Origin of the sequence: Pseudoalteromonas luteoviolacea CPMOR-1, assembly GCF_001625685.1 — a bacterium.
In the GTDB taxonomy this organism is placed as follows: Bacteria; Pseudomonadota; Gammaproteobacteria; order Enterobacterales; family Alteromonadaceae; genus Pseudoalteromonas; species Pseudoalteromonas luteoviolacea_K.
Window position 1 is genome coordinate 1 of the sequence record NZ_AUYC01000039.1, and the last position, 15,515, is coordinate 15,515.

Consider the following 15,515-nt stretch of genomic DNA (forward strand, 5'->3'; position numbering starts at 1 on the left):
TCCCTTAGCAACGGTTAAAATAGCTCACTTCACCTTGCGAAAACTGAACGTACTCGCTTTGTTCACTGTCGTTAAGACTTGGATAATATTTTTTGCAAGATCGAGCGCAATCACGTTACGATTATTCATATATGGACTCCTTTGTTTTGGTCGACACCACATTACACTGTATGTGAGATGTGGTGGAGTCCATATATCGCTTCAGGATCCATTTCTTTTTGCTTAATATATGGTTTCCGGAGCAAGTCCGGAATGACATAGAGAGAACCTGCTATAGATTGATAGTAGTGTATTGATTTTGTTCGGTTAAACCGGCTTACTCCACCTTGCGCGAAAAGAATGCCAGCGCTTCGCGCTGTGTCATAAACCTTCCGCTCGATATTTACTTCGCACATTGTTGTTACACTTTACACTGAGATAATCAAGTTAATGACTTAACTGCTTGAGTGATCCCATCAATAGATAGGGGAAACATTCTACTGTCCATTAAGGTGTCTATCTGTTGAATAGATTGATAATAAGGCCAGTGTGCTCGAGGTTGTGGGTTAAGCCATGCAACTCTATCAAAATGTGATGTTAATCTATTTAGCCAAACGGCACCTGGTTCTTGATTCCAATGCTCAACACTGCCTCCTGGGTAGGAGATCTCATAGGGCCCCATAGTGGCATCCCCAACAAAAATCAGGCGATAGTTTTTGCCGAACTTATTGATTAGTTGATAAGTATCAATTAAGGAGTCATTTAGTCGATCATTATTTTTCCATACATGTTCATAAACACAATTATGAAAATAATAAAACTCGAGGTGCTTAAACTGGCTATGAGCAGCGCTAAACAACTGTTCGCATATTTGAATATGGTCATCCATTGAGCCGCCAATATCAAATAGCATTAATACACTGATAGTGTTTTCTCTTTGTGGCGCCATTTTGACATTAAGCATACCGCCTTGCTTGGCTGTTGCGTCAATCGTTTGGTTTAGATCAATCTTATCACTATGGCCACTTTGCGCAAATTGTCGAAGCTGCTTGAGTACAAGCTTCATGTTTCGACTGCTGAGATCAGCGTCTTTGTCTAAGTTTTTATATTGTCGCTTATCCCATACTTTCACGGCTTGGCGATGCTGACTGGTGTGCTGTCCAGTACGCACACCTTCCGGATTGTATCCATAAGCCCCAAACGGGGATGTACCGCCGGTGCCAATCCATTTATTGCCTCCTGCATGACGTTTTTGTTGTTCTGCCAGACGCTTTTTTAATGTGTCCATTAGGTTATCTAGACCGCCGAGGGATTTTAACTTGGCTTTTTCCGCATCACTGAGCTGTTTTTCAAACTCTTTCCTTAACCAGTCATGCGGCAAGGTTTGTTTTGTGATGGCAGAGGCTACATCGACCTGTTCAACGCCTTCAAAATATTCAGCAAAAGCGCGATCAAACTTATCGAATAGCGTCTCATCTTTGACAAAAATGACTCGTGCTAGTGCATAGAAATCTTCTATGCTACCAAAACAAAGCCCCTTCTCTAGCGCACCAATACAGTCCATCAGCTCTCTAAGACTGGCATTGATACCATGCTTTCGGAGTGTGAATAAGAAGGCTATCAGCATTATCTTTTACTCATGAAGGCGAGCTTTTCAATCAAGGATACATCTTGTTCATTTTTAAGCAATGCGCCGAATAAAGGCATTAAGCCTCCTTGGTGTGATTTGTCCTGTAGTGTTTTTGGATCTATATCTTCTGCTAAGAGTAACTTTAACCAATCAAGTAACTCACTCGTGCTGGGTTTCTTTTTTAACCCCCTAACTTCCCGTAAATGGAAAAAGACTTCCAAAGCTTGGGTAATTAACTGCGACTTTATATTTGGGTAATGTACATTAATAATTGCCTGCATCTCTGATGGAGTGGGGAAATCAATATAGTGGAAAAAGCAGCGCCTTAAGAATGCATCGGGTAATTCTTTTTCATTGTTAGAGGTGATGATGACGATGGGGCGAATTTGGGCTTTGATTTGCTGTTGAGTTTCATATACGTGAAATTCCATCTTGTCTAATTCGAGCAGTAGATCATTGGGGAATTCAATGTCGGCTTTATCAATTTCATCGATCAATAAAACGGGTCTGTGTGTAGCTGTGAATGCCTGCCAAAGCTTACCTTTAATAATATAGTTATTGACGTCATTAACTCGAACATCGCCAAGTTGGCTGTCTCTAAGTCGAGAGACTGCATCGTATTCGTATAAGCCTTGCTGAGCTTTAGTCGTGGACTTTATGTGCCATTGTATGAGCTCCGTATCCAAGCTTTTTGCAAGTTCTTGAGCTAGTAATGTTTTTCCTGTGCCAGGCTCTCCTTTGATTAGCAAAGGTTTTTCTAAAATGATGGCGGCGTTAACCGCCTGCTGTAAAGCTGAAGATGCGATATAGGTCGTGGTGCCTTTGAACATAAGTATTGTGGTCTGATGAGATAATATGTTCAGTGTGCCACAGTTAATACAAAGCTATCAAACTTCATTCTTTGCCAATGTATTTAAATCTAGGCACTGTTTTTCCATCTATTTGTACGTGCTCATTAAACATGGTAAGTGGCCTTACCCAATGATCGAAAGCCCCATATAGAGTCTGATACACAACAAGTTGTTCTTCTGTTTCGCTATGTGTTGCTATACACAATACTTTATAGTCTTTACCTTTATAGTGACGATAGATACCGACTTTAACTTCTTCAGGCATTGTTGAGTGCTCCTTTGACTGGGTATAATTAGGAAGTAATAGGCGAATGCTGAGTTCGCCATAATATAAATAAGGTTTACTAATATGAATTATATTGCGCTTGGTGATTTCAAGAAAGCATGGGTGTTTAGACACAAAGATTTGCCCATTGATGAGGCAGATTTAGCGCAAATTAAACCTATGTCAGCGCCTCGCGCTGCTGTGCTATGGAGCACCATGGTTAGCCGAGAGCAGGACCATCCAGACTTTTTCACCCCACATGATTGGGCAGGTAAAGAAGATAATTGGGAAGAAGTTGTAGAGTGGGAAAATAAGTGGGAAGAAGGTGAAGCATTATTGCCTTTGGAGATCTCGGATTACTTGGGCTGGGAAGATAATACGACGGTCTATTTTTGCTTATCACGAGACCATGTTATTGAAACTCAGTTTGGCGTATTCAAACGTTGCTGGCAAAACTTTATGTTTTTAGTTGATGGTAGTTTATTACTTGGCAAGAAGCGAGATGCAGCAGTACAGTTTTTAGAGACTGGCGAAGCTAAACTTGGAAAACGTCCTAAATGAAAATAGACCCCGCTTATAATATTTAATAGACTGACTGTATTCAGGTATGGCGCCGTGATATAAAACCCCTTAATGGGAGGGATTTTGAGAGAGCACAATACAGGCAAGCAACAGACCACTATTTGGCAAGATGAGGCTTTACGGCTTGTCTACGCTGAGCTTGTTAATGTATTTTATACTCGAGAAATTACGCGCTTATCTACTGAAGCGGATCCGAACAGACTAAAAAGATTATTAAGCAGTTTACCTTATTACGTTGAACGTGCGGCAACGCATATTGTATTAGGTGAAGTGCCTCTTCAGTTGGATAGTCATAATGGGTGTTGGGTGGCAACGCAAAGACGGGTTCCATCGCAAACACCTGATAAAATTCGGCTCTATTTTGAAAAACAAGCTGAAGTTGGGCTAGTTGTGCCAGTTGCTATAAATCAGGACCATGAAACCATTCTTTGTATTGATATGATAGATCAAGTGAATCAATCACAAATACATTGCAATCAATATGGTTGGTTCGCCAATGAAGGGCATGGCTTAGACAATGGCCATATAAGCATTCTCAAACCGACGAAAGCTTTAATGACAGCCGCCTGTTGTGGTCACCGATGGCAATATCATAAAATGATAACACCGAGATTACTTGGCCTAAGAGAGATGTTGCTTGCAAGTAGCATCAATTGGCGCAATGTAGCAAAAAAGAAACTAGTATCAGGCTGACAATTATCCTGTTGTCGACATGACTACATCATTCATTTAGTAGGGTATATTTTATGCGTTTGTTTCAGTTAGCGCTATTTTGCCTGTGTGCCTACATACAGTATAAGCTGTGGTTTGGCCATCATGGTTTGCAGGACTATCGGAGGATCACCGAAACGGTAAATACCCATCAACAAATGAATGCCGAATTACTAAAAAGAAATAAATTACTTAAAGCAGATATTGAAGACCTAAAATTAGGTTTAGAGGGCGTTGAAGAACGGGCTCGGCATGAGCTAGGCATGATCAAGCCTAATGAAACTTTTATCCGCGTATTACCTAAGAAGCACTATGAATAAAGCAATATCATTAGCTGCAGTTGTTCCTGCAGCTGGTGTGGGTTCCAGAATGGGACTTAATCACCCAAAGCAGTATTTAAAAATTGGTGAAAAGACTATCCTAGAGCATACTTTAATAAAGTTATCCAATGTTGAACCTATTAGCCATATCTATGTTGCTGTGAGCGAAGACGATGGCTACTTTGATGGTTTAGATTTAACTGAGCTAAATACAACCCGTGTACCTGGTGGCAAAGAAAGGGCTGATTCAGTGCTGAATGCTTTGAAGTCTATGCAAGCAAATCCTCCGGAGTGGGTTTTAGTGCATGATGCTGCCAGACCGCTTGTCGATATTAAAGATATCGAAAAACTGATTGCGTCATGTTTTGGTACCGGTGAAGGCGGCATACTTGCAAGCAAAGTGAAAGACACGATTAAAAAAGGCGATAAGTACATAGAAGAGACTGTGCCTAGAGATCAACTATGGCAAGCTTTAACGCCTCAACTTTTTCCTTATCAAGTACTGTTGAGTGCACTGGACAGTGCATTGAAAGAGGGGGCGATGATCACCGATGAAGCTTCAGCAATGGAAAGGGTTGGGCAGCCGGTGACACTGGTCTCGGGTCGCTCTGACAATATCAAGATTACCACGCCAGAAGATCATATGTTGGCATGTTTTCTAATGGCACAACAGCAAAAGAGTATTGAGAATGTTTAGAATAGGTCATGGCTTTGACGTACACAAATTTGGCGGCGAAGGGCCTTTAGTAATTTGTGGCGAGAAAATAGAATTTGAACAAGGTTTTATTGCACATTCAGATGGCGATGTTGCAGTTCATGCTCTTTGCGATGCATTATTAGGGGCACTTGCGTTAGGCGATATAGGTAAGCACTTCCCAGATACGGACAGTGAGTTTGAAAACATAGATAGCCGCATTTTATTGAGAAGAGTGATTGAGCAAGTAACGAAAATGGGCTATGTAGTAGGAAATATTGATGTCACACTTGTTGCTCAGGCGCCTAAAATGCGACCGCACATTGATGCAATGAGAGCAAATTTAGCCGCTGATTGCCAAGTTGAACTCGATCAAGTTAATGTCAAAGCAACAACAACGGAAAAGCTTGGTTTTGAAGGTCGCAAAGAAGGCATTTCAAGTCATGCCGTCGCACTACTTATGAAGGGGTAGTTAAGTGATTGATGCTATAGCTTCGCTAAATTACCTTTATGGAGAGCCTCTGTCTCAAGGGGACTTTAAGCAAACAGCAGAAGACTTTGTAGTTGAAGAAATACTGGATATCGAGTTTACAGGTGAAGGTGAGCATGTCTGCTTACAGATCATCAAACGCGGAGAAAACACAGCGTATTTGGCCAAGCAAATTGCTAAATTCGCTGGTGTTGCTCCCAGAGATGTGAGCTATGCTGGACTAAAAGATCGTCATGGTGTCTGCACACAGTGGTTTAGCGTACCGGTTCCCATCAAAAAACACATAGACTTTTCGCAGTTAAACTCAGACTCTATGGTCGTGATTAAACAAGTGCGGCATAACCGAAAGTTAAAAACGGGCTGTCATCGTGGAAATCACTTTGTGATAACGCTCAGGAATGTAACCAATCACTTGGATGTGCTTTCTCGCATAAATGCAGTTAGACAAGGCGTGCCAAATTATTTTGCGGAGCAGCGATTTGGTCATGATGGCCATAATTTGATAATGGCAGAACGGTTGTTTAATGGTGAACATATTCGTGACAAAAAGCTCAGGGGCATTGTGATCTCAGCTGCGAGATCGCATATTTTCAATCACATCGTGTCAAAAAGAGTTAAAGAACACGGTTTAGCTAAAACCTGGCATAGAGAGATCTTTATATTGTCCGGTAGTAATGCTTTTTTTGAAGATGACTTAAACGACGAAGTTGTTGAGCGTTTAAACCAAGGGGATATCCTTTTATCTGCGCCACTGGTTGGTAAAGGTGAGAAGGGCCTTACTGAGCTTGAGAAGTCTTGGTTGGAGGAGCATGCTGCTTGGCATCAGGGACTTGCGGAGCTGGGCTTGAAAAATGAGCGAAGAAGCTTAAGAGTGACCCCTAAATCGCTCAGTGTTAAAACCATAGACAGTCAAACTTTGCAGCTGAGCTTTGACTTACCAAAAGGGTGTTATGCGACTTCTGTACTAAGAGAGCTGATCAAACATAAAGATGTGAGCTTGAGAGATAAACAAGAATCTGGGGAGCAATAAGTGTGAAGATATTACTGAGCAATGATGATGGTGTAAGTGCAAAAGGAATCGAGGTGCTTTACAAAGCGCTCAGTGAATTAGCTGATGTGACCGTGATTGCGCCTGATAGGAATTGTAGTGGTGCGAGTAACTCTTTAACACTCATGAATCCACTGCGTACGAGCACATTGGAAAATGGGTTTATTTCAGTCAATGGGACGCCTACAGATTGTGTGCACCTTGGAGTGAACCAATTATTTGATGAACCCCCAGCATTGGTGGTGGCAGGGATAAATAATGGTGCCAATTTAGGCGATGATACGCTGTATTCTGGTACTGTTGCGGCTGCTGCCGAAGGTCGTCATTTAGGGTTACCTGCGATAGCTGTCTCTTTATGCTCTAAAAAAGAGGCGAATTATGAAACTGCTGCGGCAGTGACTTTAAGAATTATTAAGGCACTGGATAGTCATCCATTGCCACAAGATCAAATATTAAATATTAATGTGCCTGATATCCCACTGTCTGAATTAAAGGGCATTCAAGTCACTCGCCTTGGCGCACGACATAAAGCCGATACAATGACTAAGCAAACAGATCCTTGGAATCGAGATATATACTGGTATGGCACTCTGGGTTCAGAGAGTGACGCAGGTGAAGGGACAGACTTTTATGCTGTGAAGCAGGGATACGCCGCTATTACGCCATTAACTGTTGATATGACTGCCCATGAGAGTCTTGAGCGTTTAGCTACTTGGCTATCGTCTCAGGAGTAATGATTTTGCTTAATAACTATCAACGCAGTGCTGATAAATTAGTCAACAGTTTAAGAGCGCAAGGGGTTCAAGACGAAGCCGTTTTGCAGGCAATGCTCAACACCCCTAGACACCTATTTATTGATGATGTATTGAAGCATAAGTCATATGAGAATACTGCATTACCTATTGGCCAGGGGCAGACAATATCTCAGCCATATATAGTAGCTAAAATGACAGAGGTATTGCGTCAGGTTGGTGTTCATGACAATGTTTTAGAAGTAGGAACTGGTTCTGGATATCAAACCGCTATATTAGCGCAGTTGTTTGATAAGGTTTTTAGTATAGAGAGAATAAAAGCTCTTCAATGGCAAGCTAAAAGGCGGCTTCATCAACTCGATTTATATAATGTTTCTATGAAACATGGTGATGGCTGGCAAGGGTGGCATTCGAAGGCGCCTTTTCATGGCATTATAGTGACGGCTGCGGCGTCTGTTGTTCCTGAGTCTCTGTTAGCACAATTAGCTGATGGCGGTGCCATGATCATTCCCGTCGGAGTGGATGAGCAGACACTAACACTGTTTGTGAATCAAGGAGGGAAAATATCAAGACAGGACATTGCTGCTGTAAAGTTTGTGCCGCTTGTTGCTGGACCAATCTCATAAATAATTGAGGAAATATATTTTCAACCCTGATAAATTGTCTTTTATTAGTGGTTTAAGTATGCATATGTAATTAAATAATGGGATTTAATGGAGTGTGGGTGAAAAGTGCGAACTTTTTTATAGTAGGTATACTGTGCAGTTCATTAGTAGCCTGTTCATCTGTCCATAAACCTGCACCTGTAGTGAGTCTTACTAAAGGTAAGACCAAGGTGTCAAAAAAAATTCATATAAAAAATAATCGTTATAAAGTGAAAAAGGGCGATACGCTATTTTCAATTGCATTTAGCGCAAATAAAGATGTAAGAACGGTTGCCAAAATCAACAAAATTCAGCCTCCCTACACCATTTACCCTGGTCAAACTATTTTACTAAGCTATCCTAAAAAATCTAACAAAACGGCTAAAAATACAGCGCAAAAAATCAAAAAATATACAAGTAATAAACCTTTAAATAACAAACCCTCAAAAAAAGAGCTTGATCCCCCCAAGCAACGAGAGTATGTTCAAAGTCAAGCCAATAAAAAAACCAATGACACCAATGCTTTGTTGAATAAAAAGGTACGGTGGAATTGGCCCGCAGTAGGTAAAGTGACACGACGCTTTTCTATTAAAGAAAATGGCTACAAGGGAATACAGATCACAAACAAAACAGGGACATCGATAAAAGCTGCGGCAAGTGGCATTGTTGTATATGCAGGGAGTGCATTACGAGGTTACGGTAACTTGATAATTCTGAAACACACAGATGATTATTTAAGTGCCTATGCCCACAATTCCAAATTGCTAGTAAGAGAGCAGCAGCAGGTTAAAGTGGGGCAGAAGATTGCCGAAATGGGTAGTTCGGATGCAAGCTCAGTTGCTTTACGATTTGAAGTAAGGTACCGAGGTAAATCCGTAGACCCAATTAGGTATCTGCCTAAAAAATAGCGTATCGACGTATTGATGGAACACTATCACTTATTCGCTTGGGAGGATGCTTATGGCTCAAACAGCAAAACAGAAAAGTAAAGTGAACCCGGAATTAGACGATAAGTTTGACGGGGTGGATGAAGATGGTCCGAACGAAGAGCTTTTGGAAGACATTGACAGTGATGAAGAGGTTTTTTCAAAAGATGAAACGGTAAAAAACCTAGATGCAACTCAGCTCTACCTAGGAGAGATTGGTTTTTCTCCATTACTGAGTGCTGAAGAAGAAGTATATTTTGCGAGAAAAGCACTGAAAGGGTGCGAAGCGTCTCGTAAAAGAATGATTGAGAGTAATTTAAGGCTCGTAGTTAAAATAGCACGTCGCTATAACAATCGAGGCTTAGCGCTTCTTGATTTAATAGAAGAAGGTAATTTAGGCCTTATCAGGGCGGTAGAGAAATTTGATCCTGAAAGAGGTTTTAGATTTTCAACCTACGCAACATGGTGGATCCGTCAAACCATTGAACGTGCCATTATGAATCAAACCCGCACTATTCGCTTACCTATCCATGTTGTTAAAGAACTGAATGTGTACCTTAGAACTGCGAGGGAGCTAACCCAAAAGTTAGACCACGAGCCGACTGCAGAAGAAATTGCTGAATGCCTAGATAGGCCTGTAGAAGATGTCAGCAAAATGCTTCGCTTAAATGAGAAAATCACTTCTGTCGATACACCTATCGGTGGTGATAACGACAAAGCGTTGCTTGATATTATTGCAGACGAGCGTGGTTATGAACCCGAAAGTGAAGTACAAAATAAAGACATCAACCGTCATATCGTGGATTGGCTTGGTGAGTTAAATCCTAAGCAGCGTGAAGTTCTAGCACGACGTTTTGGTTTGTTAGGATATGAGCCTTCAACTTTGGAAGATGTAGGCCGAGAGATTGGTCTTACTCGTGAGAGAGTACGACAAATTCAGGTAGAAGCATTGCGTCGTCTGAAAGATATTCTTCAACATGAAGGGCTTAGTACAGACAGTTTGTTTGAGCAGTTGTAGCCATTTTTGACGTTATTAATATATTGATTTTAGAAAAGTATGCGTTGATCACCGAAGAGCTCAACAGTTAATACAAAGCAGCAACCGAGCTTTGAGATTTGCCTACTGTTCTGAAACCTTGAGTAAAAAGCCACATTGCAGTATGTGGTTTTTTATTGTCTCGAACTTTTGTAGCGTTGAAATAAGTGATTATTAAAATGTCACAAAACCAATGTCATTAATTTTCTTAATTTCACGATATAAACGTGTAATCTAGTCGCATCTAAAGACATCTTTGATTAAATAAGACAAGCATCCGATAGTACATAATACAGTGCTTGAATGCGCTTGAGTTTTTTCTTTAATTGAAAAAAGTCATAGGGTTGTCTTGAGTATAATATGGATGAGTATCACCGCTAGGTGCATTTTTATTGTAAAGTTGGTCGCGGTTTGTCGTTCGGCTTGAAAGGTGATGATGTTCTTCAGGCTGTAAGGTGGTTATCAAAGTAGAAATATTGATGGCTTGTGAGGGGGGGCATAGGCCACCATAAAGGTGGCCTAGACAGTGATTATAAGCTTTCTATTTTCGCTTTTTGCTCTAATAGTTTTGCTTTAGCGTCACTAAATTCAGTCAGCTTGGCTTTTTCTTTTTCAAGAACAGCTTCAGGTGCATTGTTGACGAATTTCTCGTTTGCTAGCTTTTTCTCTACTTGTGCAAGGCCTTTTTCTGCCTTTTCTAGTTGCTTACCTATACGGGCTAATTCAGCATCAACATCAATTAAACCAGCCATTGGGATCATAATCTCTAAATCACCGATAAATGCCGTTGCAGACGCTGGTGCATCATCTTTATTGGCAAGTACAGTGAATGCTTCTAGCTTAGCTAGTGAGCTTAAGAATGCTTGGTTTTCATCTAAACGGCGTTGATCTTGTTCACTCACATTGGCAAGCAATACGCTCAGAGGTTTGTTTGGACTGATGTCCATTTCACCTCGGATATTACGAATAGCAAGAATAAACTGCTTAACCCACTCAAGATCTTCCATTGCCTGTGCGTCAACTTGTGACTCATCAAACTCAGGGAAGGCTTGTAGCATAATCGTATTTGCTTCAAGGCCAGCTAATGGTGCTACGCGCTTCCAGATCGTCTCTGTAATGTATGGCATTAGCGGGTGCATTAGGCGTAATAAACCTTCTAATACAGTGATCAACGTATGACGGGTGCCTCGTTGCTGCTCTTCGTTGCCTTTGAATAGTACCGGTTTAGTTAGCTCTAAATACCAGTCACAGAATTGGTTCCACGTGAATTCGTATATTGTATTTGAAGCAAGGTCAAAACGGTAGTTATCTAAATGTTCAGTGAATGTTTGAACAGTGTTCTGGAACTGGCCTAAGATCCAGCGATCAGCAAGCGAGTACTGCTTAGGTGCATCGTTAAAACCACAGTCTTGCTCTTCTGTATTCATCAGAACATAACGGCTTGCATTCCATAGTTTATTACAGAAGTTACGGTAACCTTCCAGTCGGTTCATATCCCAATTAATGTCACGACCTGTTGATGCCATCGCCGCAAGCGTGAATCGGAGTGCATCTGTACCATGTGCTTCGATACCGTCAGCAAACGTTTTACGTGTGTTTTTCTCAATCTTTTTCGCTAACTGAGGCTGCATCATGTTGCCTGTACGCTTTGTTACTAGGCTTTCAAGGTCAATACCGTCAATCATATCCAGCGGATCAAGTACATTACCTTTCGACTTTGACATCTTGTCGCCATTTTCATCACGAATAAGGCCTGTAACGTAAACCGTCTTAAATGGAACTTGTGGTGTACCATCATCATTTTTAACGAAATGCATCGTCATCATGATCATGCGAGCAACCCAGAAGAAAATGATATCAAAACCTGTTACTAGTACATCTGACGGGTGGAATACTTTCAGGTCTTCGGTATTTTCTGGCCAGCCCTGTGTAGAGAAGGTCCATAGTGCAGAAGAGAACCAAGTATCCAGTACGTCATCATCTTGTGAAAGTACAACATCATCAGCAAGATTGTTTTCTTTACGTACCTCAACTTCGTCGCGACCGACATAAACGTTACCTTGCTCATCATACCATGCTGGGATCCTGTGGCCCCACCAAAGTTGGCGCGAAATACACCAGTCTTGAATGTCGCGCATCCAAGAGAAGTACATATTTTCATACTGCTTCGGTACAAACTCAATGTCACCGTCTTCAACGGCCTTGATTGCAGGTTCAGCCAGCGGTGCAACGCGCACATACCATTGATCTGTTAATAGAGGTTCAATCACAACACCTGAGCGGTCGCCATAGGGTACTGTGAGGCTGTGATCATCAATTTTCTCTAACAGACCTGCTTGCTCAAACTCTTCAATGATTAGCTTTCTTGCATCGAAGCGATCTAAACCGTGAAAACGCTCTGGTATTGGCGCGTCTAGAGTAAGTTCTTTACCATCAAAGGTGTAGCTTTCACCTTGAGTTAGTACTGCGGCATCTTTGTTAAATACATTGATCATTGGAAGCTGGTGGCGCTTACCAACTTCATTATCGTTAAAATCATGGGCAGGTGTGATTTTTACACAACCCGTGCCTTTTTCCATATCAGCATGTTCATCGGCTACGATAGGGATACGACGATTAACGATTGGCAGTAAAATTTCTTTACCAATTAAATCTTGGTAACGCTCGTCTTCAGGGTTAACTGCCACACCTGTGTCGCCAAGCATGGTCTCAGGACGAGTTGTCGCCACGATGATGTAATCTTTGCCATCTCGAGTCTTAACACCATCAGCAAGTGGATAACGCAAGTTCCACATGTGGCCTTGTTTATCTTTGTTTTCAACTTCAAGATCCGAAATTGCGGTGTGTAGTTTTGGATCCCAGTTTACGAGGCGCTTACCACGGTAAATTAGGTCTTCTTTGTAAAGGCGAACAAATACCTCTTTAACAGCTTCTGATAAACCTTCATCCATCGTAAAGCGTTCACGGTCCCAGTCGACAGAGGCACCTAAGCGGCGCAATTGCTTTGTTATAGTGCCGCCTGACTCATTTTTCCATTTCCAGATACGGTCAATGAACTCTTCGCGACCAAGATCGTGTCTAGTTTTACCTTCTTCGGCTGCAAGTTTACGCTCAACAACCATTTGTGTTGCGATACCAGCGTGATCTGTACCTACTTGCCATAAAGTATTTTTACCTTTCATACGCTGGTAGCGTGTGAGGGTGTCCATTATGGTGTCTTGGAACGCGTGGCCCATGTGCAGGCTACCTGTGACATTTGGCGGCGGGATCATGATTGAGTATGCATCGCCTTGCCCAGAAGGCTTAAAGTAGCCTTTTTCTTCCCAGTCTTGGTATAGAGACTGTTCAATATCTTGTGGATTATAGGTTTTATCCATTACACAGAACCTTAAAAAATACTTTAGTTATCAATTTCTTTAGTTGAAATATTGGCGCCAATTGCGCGCAGTTGTTTGAACCTTTCCCGGGCAGCCTGTTTGGCCATCGGCTCGACTGGGACAAAGTCATATACTTGCTCAAATCGTCGGACAAAATCCGGGATATGTGTGGCAAGGTTTATAAGTATTGTACGTCGCCCTACAGGGGGCATTTGGCCAATTTCTACAGGAGCGCCGCCTTTTGGGCCTTCTCCTTGCAGGTTATGTGGTACAAAACTGTCAGCGTCGAACTGCCACAAATGTTCGTCAATTGCATGGGCATTCTCTACTGTATCCACGTATATAAATACACGTTGCCCTGCGCGGTACAGTTTAGCAGCACTTCGGGCTGCAAGATCAAAGTGAGCCGGGACGTGATGGCTAGGCTCTTGGTCATGCTTTAACACTAAAAAATGTGCATTGATTGACATGGCATGTGACTTATCTTCAGTACTGATCACCGGACACCAAATAAAAACACTTCGTGCCTGAACAGCGTTCAAAATAAAGCCGCATTCTGACACAGAATGCGGCTCTCATCAATCTACAGTGGACCTTGAAACGAGTTATTTAACGTCCCTTCAAAAATCCATCTATGTTTAGCTAATTTTTAATCTTGCAAACCTTCAGTAATGTTTGCACGATTAAGCAGATATTGCATCAACATTGGCACTGGGCGTCCGGTTGCGCCTTTATTGGCACCACTGCGCCAAGCCGTACCTGCAACATCAATATGTGCCCAGTTATACTTCTTCGTAAATTTAGATAAGAAACATGCGGCCGTAATAGTGCCTGCTGGGCGGCCCCCTAAATTGGTAAAGTCAGCAAACGGGCTTTTCAGTTGCTCTTGGTAATCATCCCAAAGCGGCAGTTGCCAAGCTCTGTCACCACTTTGCTCTGATGCTTTTAATAGGTCGTGAGCCAGTGGGTTGTGGTTTGATAATAAACCAGAGGCATGGTGACCGAGTGCGATAATACAGGCGCCTGTTAAAGTAGCAACATCCACAACGGTTTCCGGCTCAAATGCTTCAACATAAGTTAAAGCATCACACAGTACTAATCGTCCCTCAGCATCTGTATTCAGTACTTCAACGGTTTGTCCTGACATAGTTGTAAGGATATCACCTGGACGATACGCACGACTACTTGGCATATTTTCACAGCCAGCCAATACGCCAATGACGTTAAGTGGTAGCTGCATTTCGACAACAGCACGCATTAAACCAAGCACACCAGCGGCGCCGCCCATATCGTACTTCATCTCATCCATACCTTCACCAGGCTTAAGTGAAATACCACCCGAGTCAAAAGTGAGGCCTTTACCAACAAACACGATTGGTGCTTGTTTTTCTGATGCGCCGTTATAGTGGATCACAGACATCACAGACTCATTCTCACTGCCGCGACCAACAGCAAGGTAAGAGTGCATGCCAAGTTCTTCCATCTCTTTCTCACCAACTAGGTTTACAGTGACGTTATCAAACTCTTTAGCTAGTAGCTCAGCTTGCTCACCTAGATAGCGAGGGTTACAAATATTAGGTGGCATATTTGCAACGTCTTTACAGAGCTTCGCCCCCGCTGCAATGGCTAAACCATGCTCAATGGCATTTTCACCAATAGTCAACTCTCTGCGTGTTGGAACATTGAAGACAATTTTGCGTAGAGGACGCCTAGCTTCACTCTTTTTACTTTTAAGCTGATTAAAGGTATATAAACAGTCTTGCGTTGTTTCAACGGCTTGCCTTACTTTCCAGTAAGTGTCGCGGCCTTTCACATGCTGCTCAGTTAAGAAACAGACCGCTTCCATAGAGCCTGTTTCATTTAATGTGTTAATGGTTTTTGAGATAATTTGCTTGTACTGTTTGTCGTCAAGCTCTCGCTCTTTACCACAACCAACTAATAAAACACGTTCACTCAATACATTGGGTACGTGGTGCAATAACAGCACTTGTCCTGGCTTACCCTCTAGGTCGCCACGACGCAATAAATTGGAAATATAGCCTTCGCTGATTTTATCCAGCTGTTCACCAACCGGCGATAAACGACGTGGTTCATACACCCCAACAACAATACAAGCACTGCGTTGCTTTTCTGGACTACCACTTTTAACGCTGAATTCCATTGCGACTCCTAAGTCTAAGTTATGCCATTTCAAACTTTAAATGCCACCC

16 protein-coding genes are annotated in these 15,515 nt (G+C 42.1%); 10 read left to right on the top strand and 6 right to left on the bottom strand.

Going from position 1 to position 15,515, the window contains the following annotated elements; translation table 11 throughout:
* Nucleotides 1–421 precede the first annotated feature (421 nt).
* From N473_RS17245 to N473_RS17255, 3 genes are all read right to left on the bottom strand, one after another.
* Entirely contained in the window at nt 422–1,606 is a 1,185-nt protein-coding gene (locus N473_RS17245; RefSeq protein ID WP_063369014.1) for a vWA domain-containing protein, read from the bottom strand.
* The gene (locus N473_RS17250) at nt 1,606–2,439 is read right to left on the bottom strand and encodes an AAA family ATPase (RefSeq protein WP_063369015.1); all 834 of its coding nucleotides are present in this window, start codon (nt 2,437–2,439) and stop codon (nt 1,606–1,608) included. Before N473_RS17250 ends, N473_RS17245 begins: the two co-directional genes overlap by 1 nt.
* A 64-nt stretch (nt 2,440–2,503) precedes the next feature.
* Nucleotides 2,504–2,725 (bottom strand): DUF1653 domain-containing protein, encoded by a 222-nt coding sequence (locus tag N473_RS17255; RefSeq protein WP_063369016.1) that lies wholly within the window; start codon nt 2,723–2,725, stop codon nt 2,504–2,506.
* 84 nt (nt 2,726–2,809) lie between these two features.
* Between N473_RS17255 and N473_RS17260 the strand changes: the two genes are divergently transcribed.
* The 10 genes from N473_RS17260 (at nt 2,810) to rpoS (ending at nt 9,910) form a co-directional block, all read left to right on the top strand.
* Nucleotides 2,810–3,286 carry a DUF2947 family protein gene (locus tag N473_RS17260; protein ID WP_063369017.1) on the top strand — a complete coding sequence of 159 codons (477 nt, stop codon included), beginning with the start codon at nt 2,810–2,812 and terminating at the stop codon, nt 3,284–3,286.
* 84 nt (nt 3,287–3,370) lie between these two features.
* Complete coding sequence (locus tag N473_RS17265) at nt 3,371–4,000, top strand: hypothetical protein (protein ID WP_231099589.1); 630 nt, start codon at nt 3,371–3,373, stop codon at nt 3,998–4,000.
* A 53-nt stretch (nt 4,001–4,053) separates the two neighbouring features.
* Nucleotides 4,054–4,338: a cell division protein FtsB gene (gene ftsB / locus N473_RS17270; RefSeq protein WP_063369019.1), complete on the top strand. Its 285-nt coding sequence runs from the start codon at nt 4,054–4,056 to the stop codon at nt 4,336–4,338.
* Nucleotides 4,331–5,035 carry a 2-C-methyl-D-erythritol 4-phosphate cytidylyltransferase gene (gene ispD / locus N473_RS17275; protein ID WP_063369020.1) on the top strand — a complete coding sequence of 235 codons (705 nt, stop codon included), beginning with the start codon at nt 4,331–4,333 and terminating at the stop codon, nt 5,033–5,035. Before ftsB ends, ispD begins: the two co-directional genes overlap by 8 nt.
* Complete coding sequence (gene ispF, locus N473_RS17280) at nt 5,028–5,504, top strand: 2-C-methyl-D-erythritol 2,4-cyclodiphosphate synthase (RefSeq protein ID WP_063369021.1); 477 nt, start codon at nt 5,028–5,030, stop codon at nt 5,502–5,504. The genes ispD and ispF overlap by 8 nt, the downstream gene beginning before the upstream one ends.
* A gap of 16 nt (nt 5,505–5,520) precedes the next feature.
* A complete protein-coding gene (gene truD, locus N473_RS17285; protein ID WP_063369116.1) occupies nt 5,521–6,552 on the top strand; it encodes a tRNA pseudouridine(13) synthase TruD in 1,032 nt (343 codons plus the stop codon).
* A gap of 2 nt (nt 6,553–6,554) precedes the next feature.
* Entirely contained in the window at nt 6,555–7,304 is a 750-nt protein-coding gene (gene surE, locus N473_RS17290; protein ID WP_063369022.1) for a 5'/3'-nucleotidase SurE, read from the top strand.
* Between the two features lie 5 nt (nt 7,305–7,309).
* Nucleotides 7,310–7,948, top strand: coding sequence for a protein-L-isoaspartate(D-aspartate) O-methyltransferase (locus N473_RS17295; protein WP_063369117.1), 639 nt, complete (start codon nt 7,310–7,312; stop codon nt 7,946–7,948).
* Nucleotides 7,949–8,046: 98 nt separating this feature from the next.
* Entirely contained in the window at nt 8,047–8,874 is an 828-nt protein-coding gene (locus N473_RS17300; RefSeq protein ID WP_063369023.1) for a peptidoglycan DD-metalloendopeptidase family protein, read from the top strand.
* Nucleotides 8,875–8,926: 52 nt separating this feature from the next.
* Nucleotides 8,927–9,910, top strand: a complete 984-nt coding sequence (gene rpoS, locus N473_RS17305; RefSeq protein WP_063369118.1) for an RNA polymerase sigma factor RpoS — start codon at nt 8,927–8,929, stop codon at nt 9,908–9,910.
* Between the two features lie 548 nt (nt 9,911–10,458).
* Here rpoS and N473_RS17310 read toward each other — a convergent pair.
* The 3 genes from N473_RS17310 to pepA form a co-directional block, all read right to left on the bottom strand.
* A complete protein-coding gene (locus N473_RS17310) occupies nt 10,459–13,305 on the bottom strand; it encodes a valine--tRNA ligase (RefSeq protein ID WP_063369024.1) in 2,847 nt (948 codons plus the stop codon).
* Between the two features lie 23 nt (nt 13,306–13,328).
* Complete coding sequence (locus N473_RS17315; protein ID WP_039612171.1) at nt 13,329–13,775, bottom strand: DNA polymerase III subunit chi; 447 nt, start codon at nt 13,773–13,775, stop codon at nt 13,329–13,331.
* A 179-nt stretch (nt 13,776–13,954) separates the two neighbouring features.
* Nucleotides 13,955–15,466 carry a leucyl aminopeptidase gene (gene pepA, locus N473_RS17320; RefSeq protein WP_039611776.1) on the bottom strand — a complete coding sequence of 504 codons (1,512 nt, stop codon included), beginning with the start codon at nt 15,464–15,466 and terminating at the stop codon, nt 13,955–13,957.
* Nucleotides 15,467–15,515 lie beyond the last annotated feature (49 nt).

Coding starts and splice junctions, on each gene's coding strand:
- N473_RS17245 (WP_063369014.1), bottom strand. CDS start 1,606: ATGCTGATAGCCTTCTTATTCACACTCCGAAAGCATGGTATCAATGCC.
- N473_RS17250 (WP_063369015.1), bottom strand. CDS start 2,439: ATGTTCAAAGGCACCACGACCTATATCGCATCTTCAGCTTTACAGCAG.
- N473_RS17255 (WP_063369016.1), bottom strand. CDS start 2,725: ATGCCTGAAGAAGTTAAAGTCGGTATCTATCGTCACTATAAAGGTAAA.
- N473_RS17260 (WP_063369017.1), top strand. CDS start 2,810: ATGAATTATATTGCGCTTGGTGATTTCAAGAAAGCATGGGTGTTTAGA.
- ftsB (WP_063369019.1), top strand. CDS start 4,054: ATGCGTTTGTTTCAGTTAGCGCTATTTTGCCTGTGTGCCTACATACAG.
- ispD (WP_063369020.1), top strand. CDS start 4,331: ATGAATAAAGCAATATCATTAGCTGCAGTTGTTCCTGCAGCTGGTGTG.
- ispF (WP_063369021.1), top strand. CDS start 5,028: ATGTTTAGAATAGGTCATGGCTTTGACGTACACAAATTTGGCGGCGAA.
- rpoS (WP_063369118.1), top strand. CDS start 8,927: ATGGCTCAAACAGCAAAACAGAAAAGTAAAGTGAACCCGGAATTAGAC.
- N473_RS17310 (WP_063369024.1), bottom strand. CDS start 13,305: ATGGATAAAACCTATAATCCACAAGATATTGAACAGTCTCTATACCAA.
- N473_RS17315 (WP_039612171.1), bottom strand. CDS start 13,775: ATGTCAATCAATGCACATTTTTTAGTGTTAAAGCATGACCAAGAGCCT.
- pepA (WP_039611776.1), bottom strand. CDS start 15,466: ATGGAATTCAGCGTTAAAAGTGGTAGTCCAGAAAAGCAACGCAGTGCT.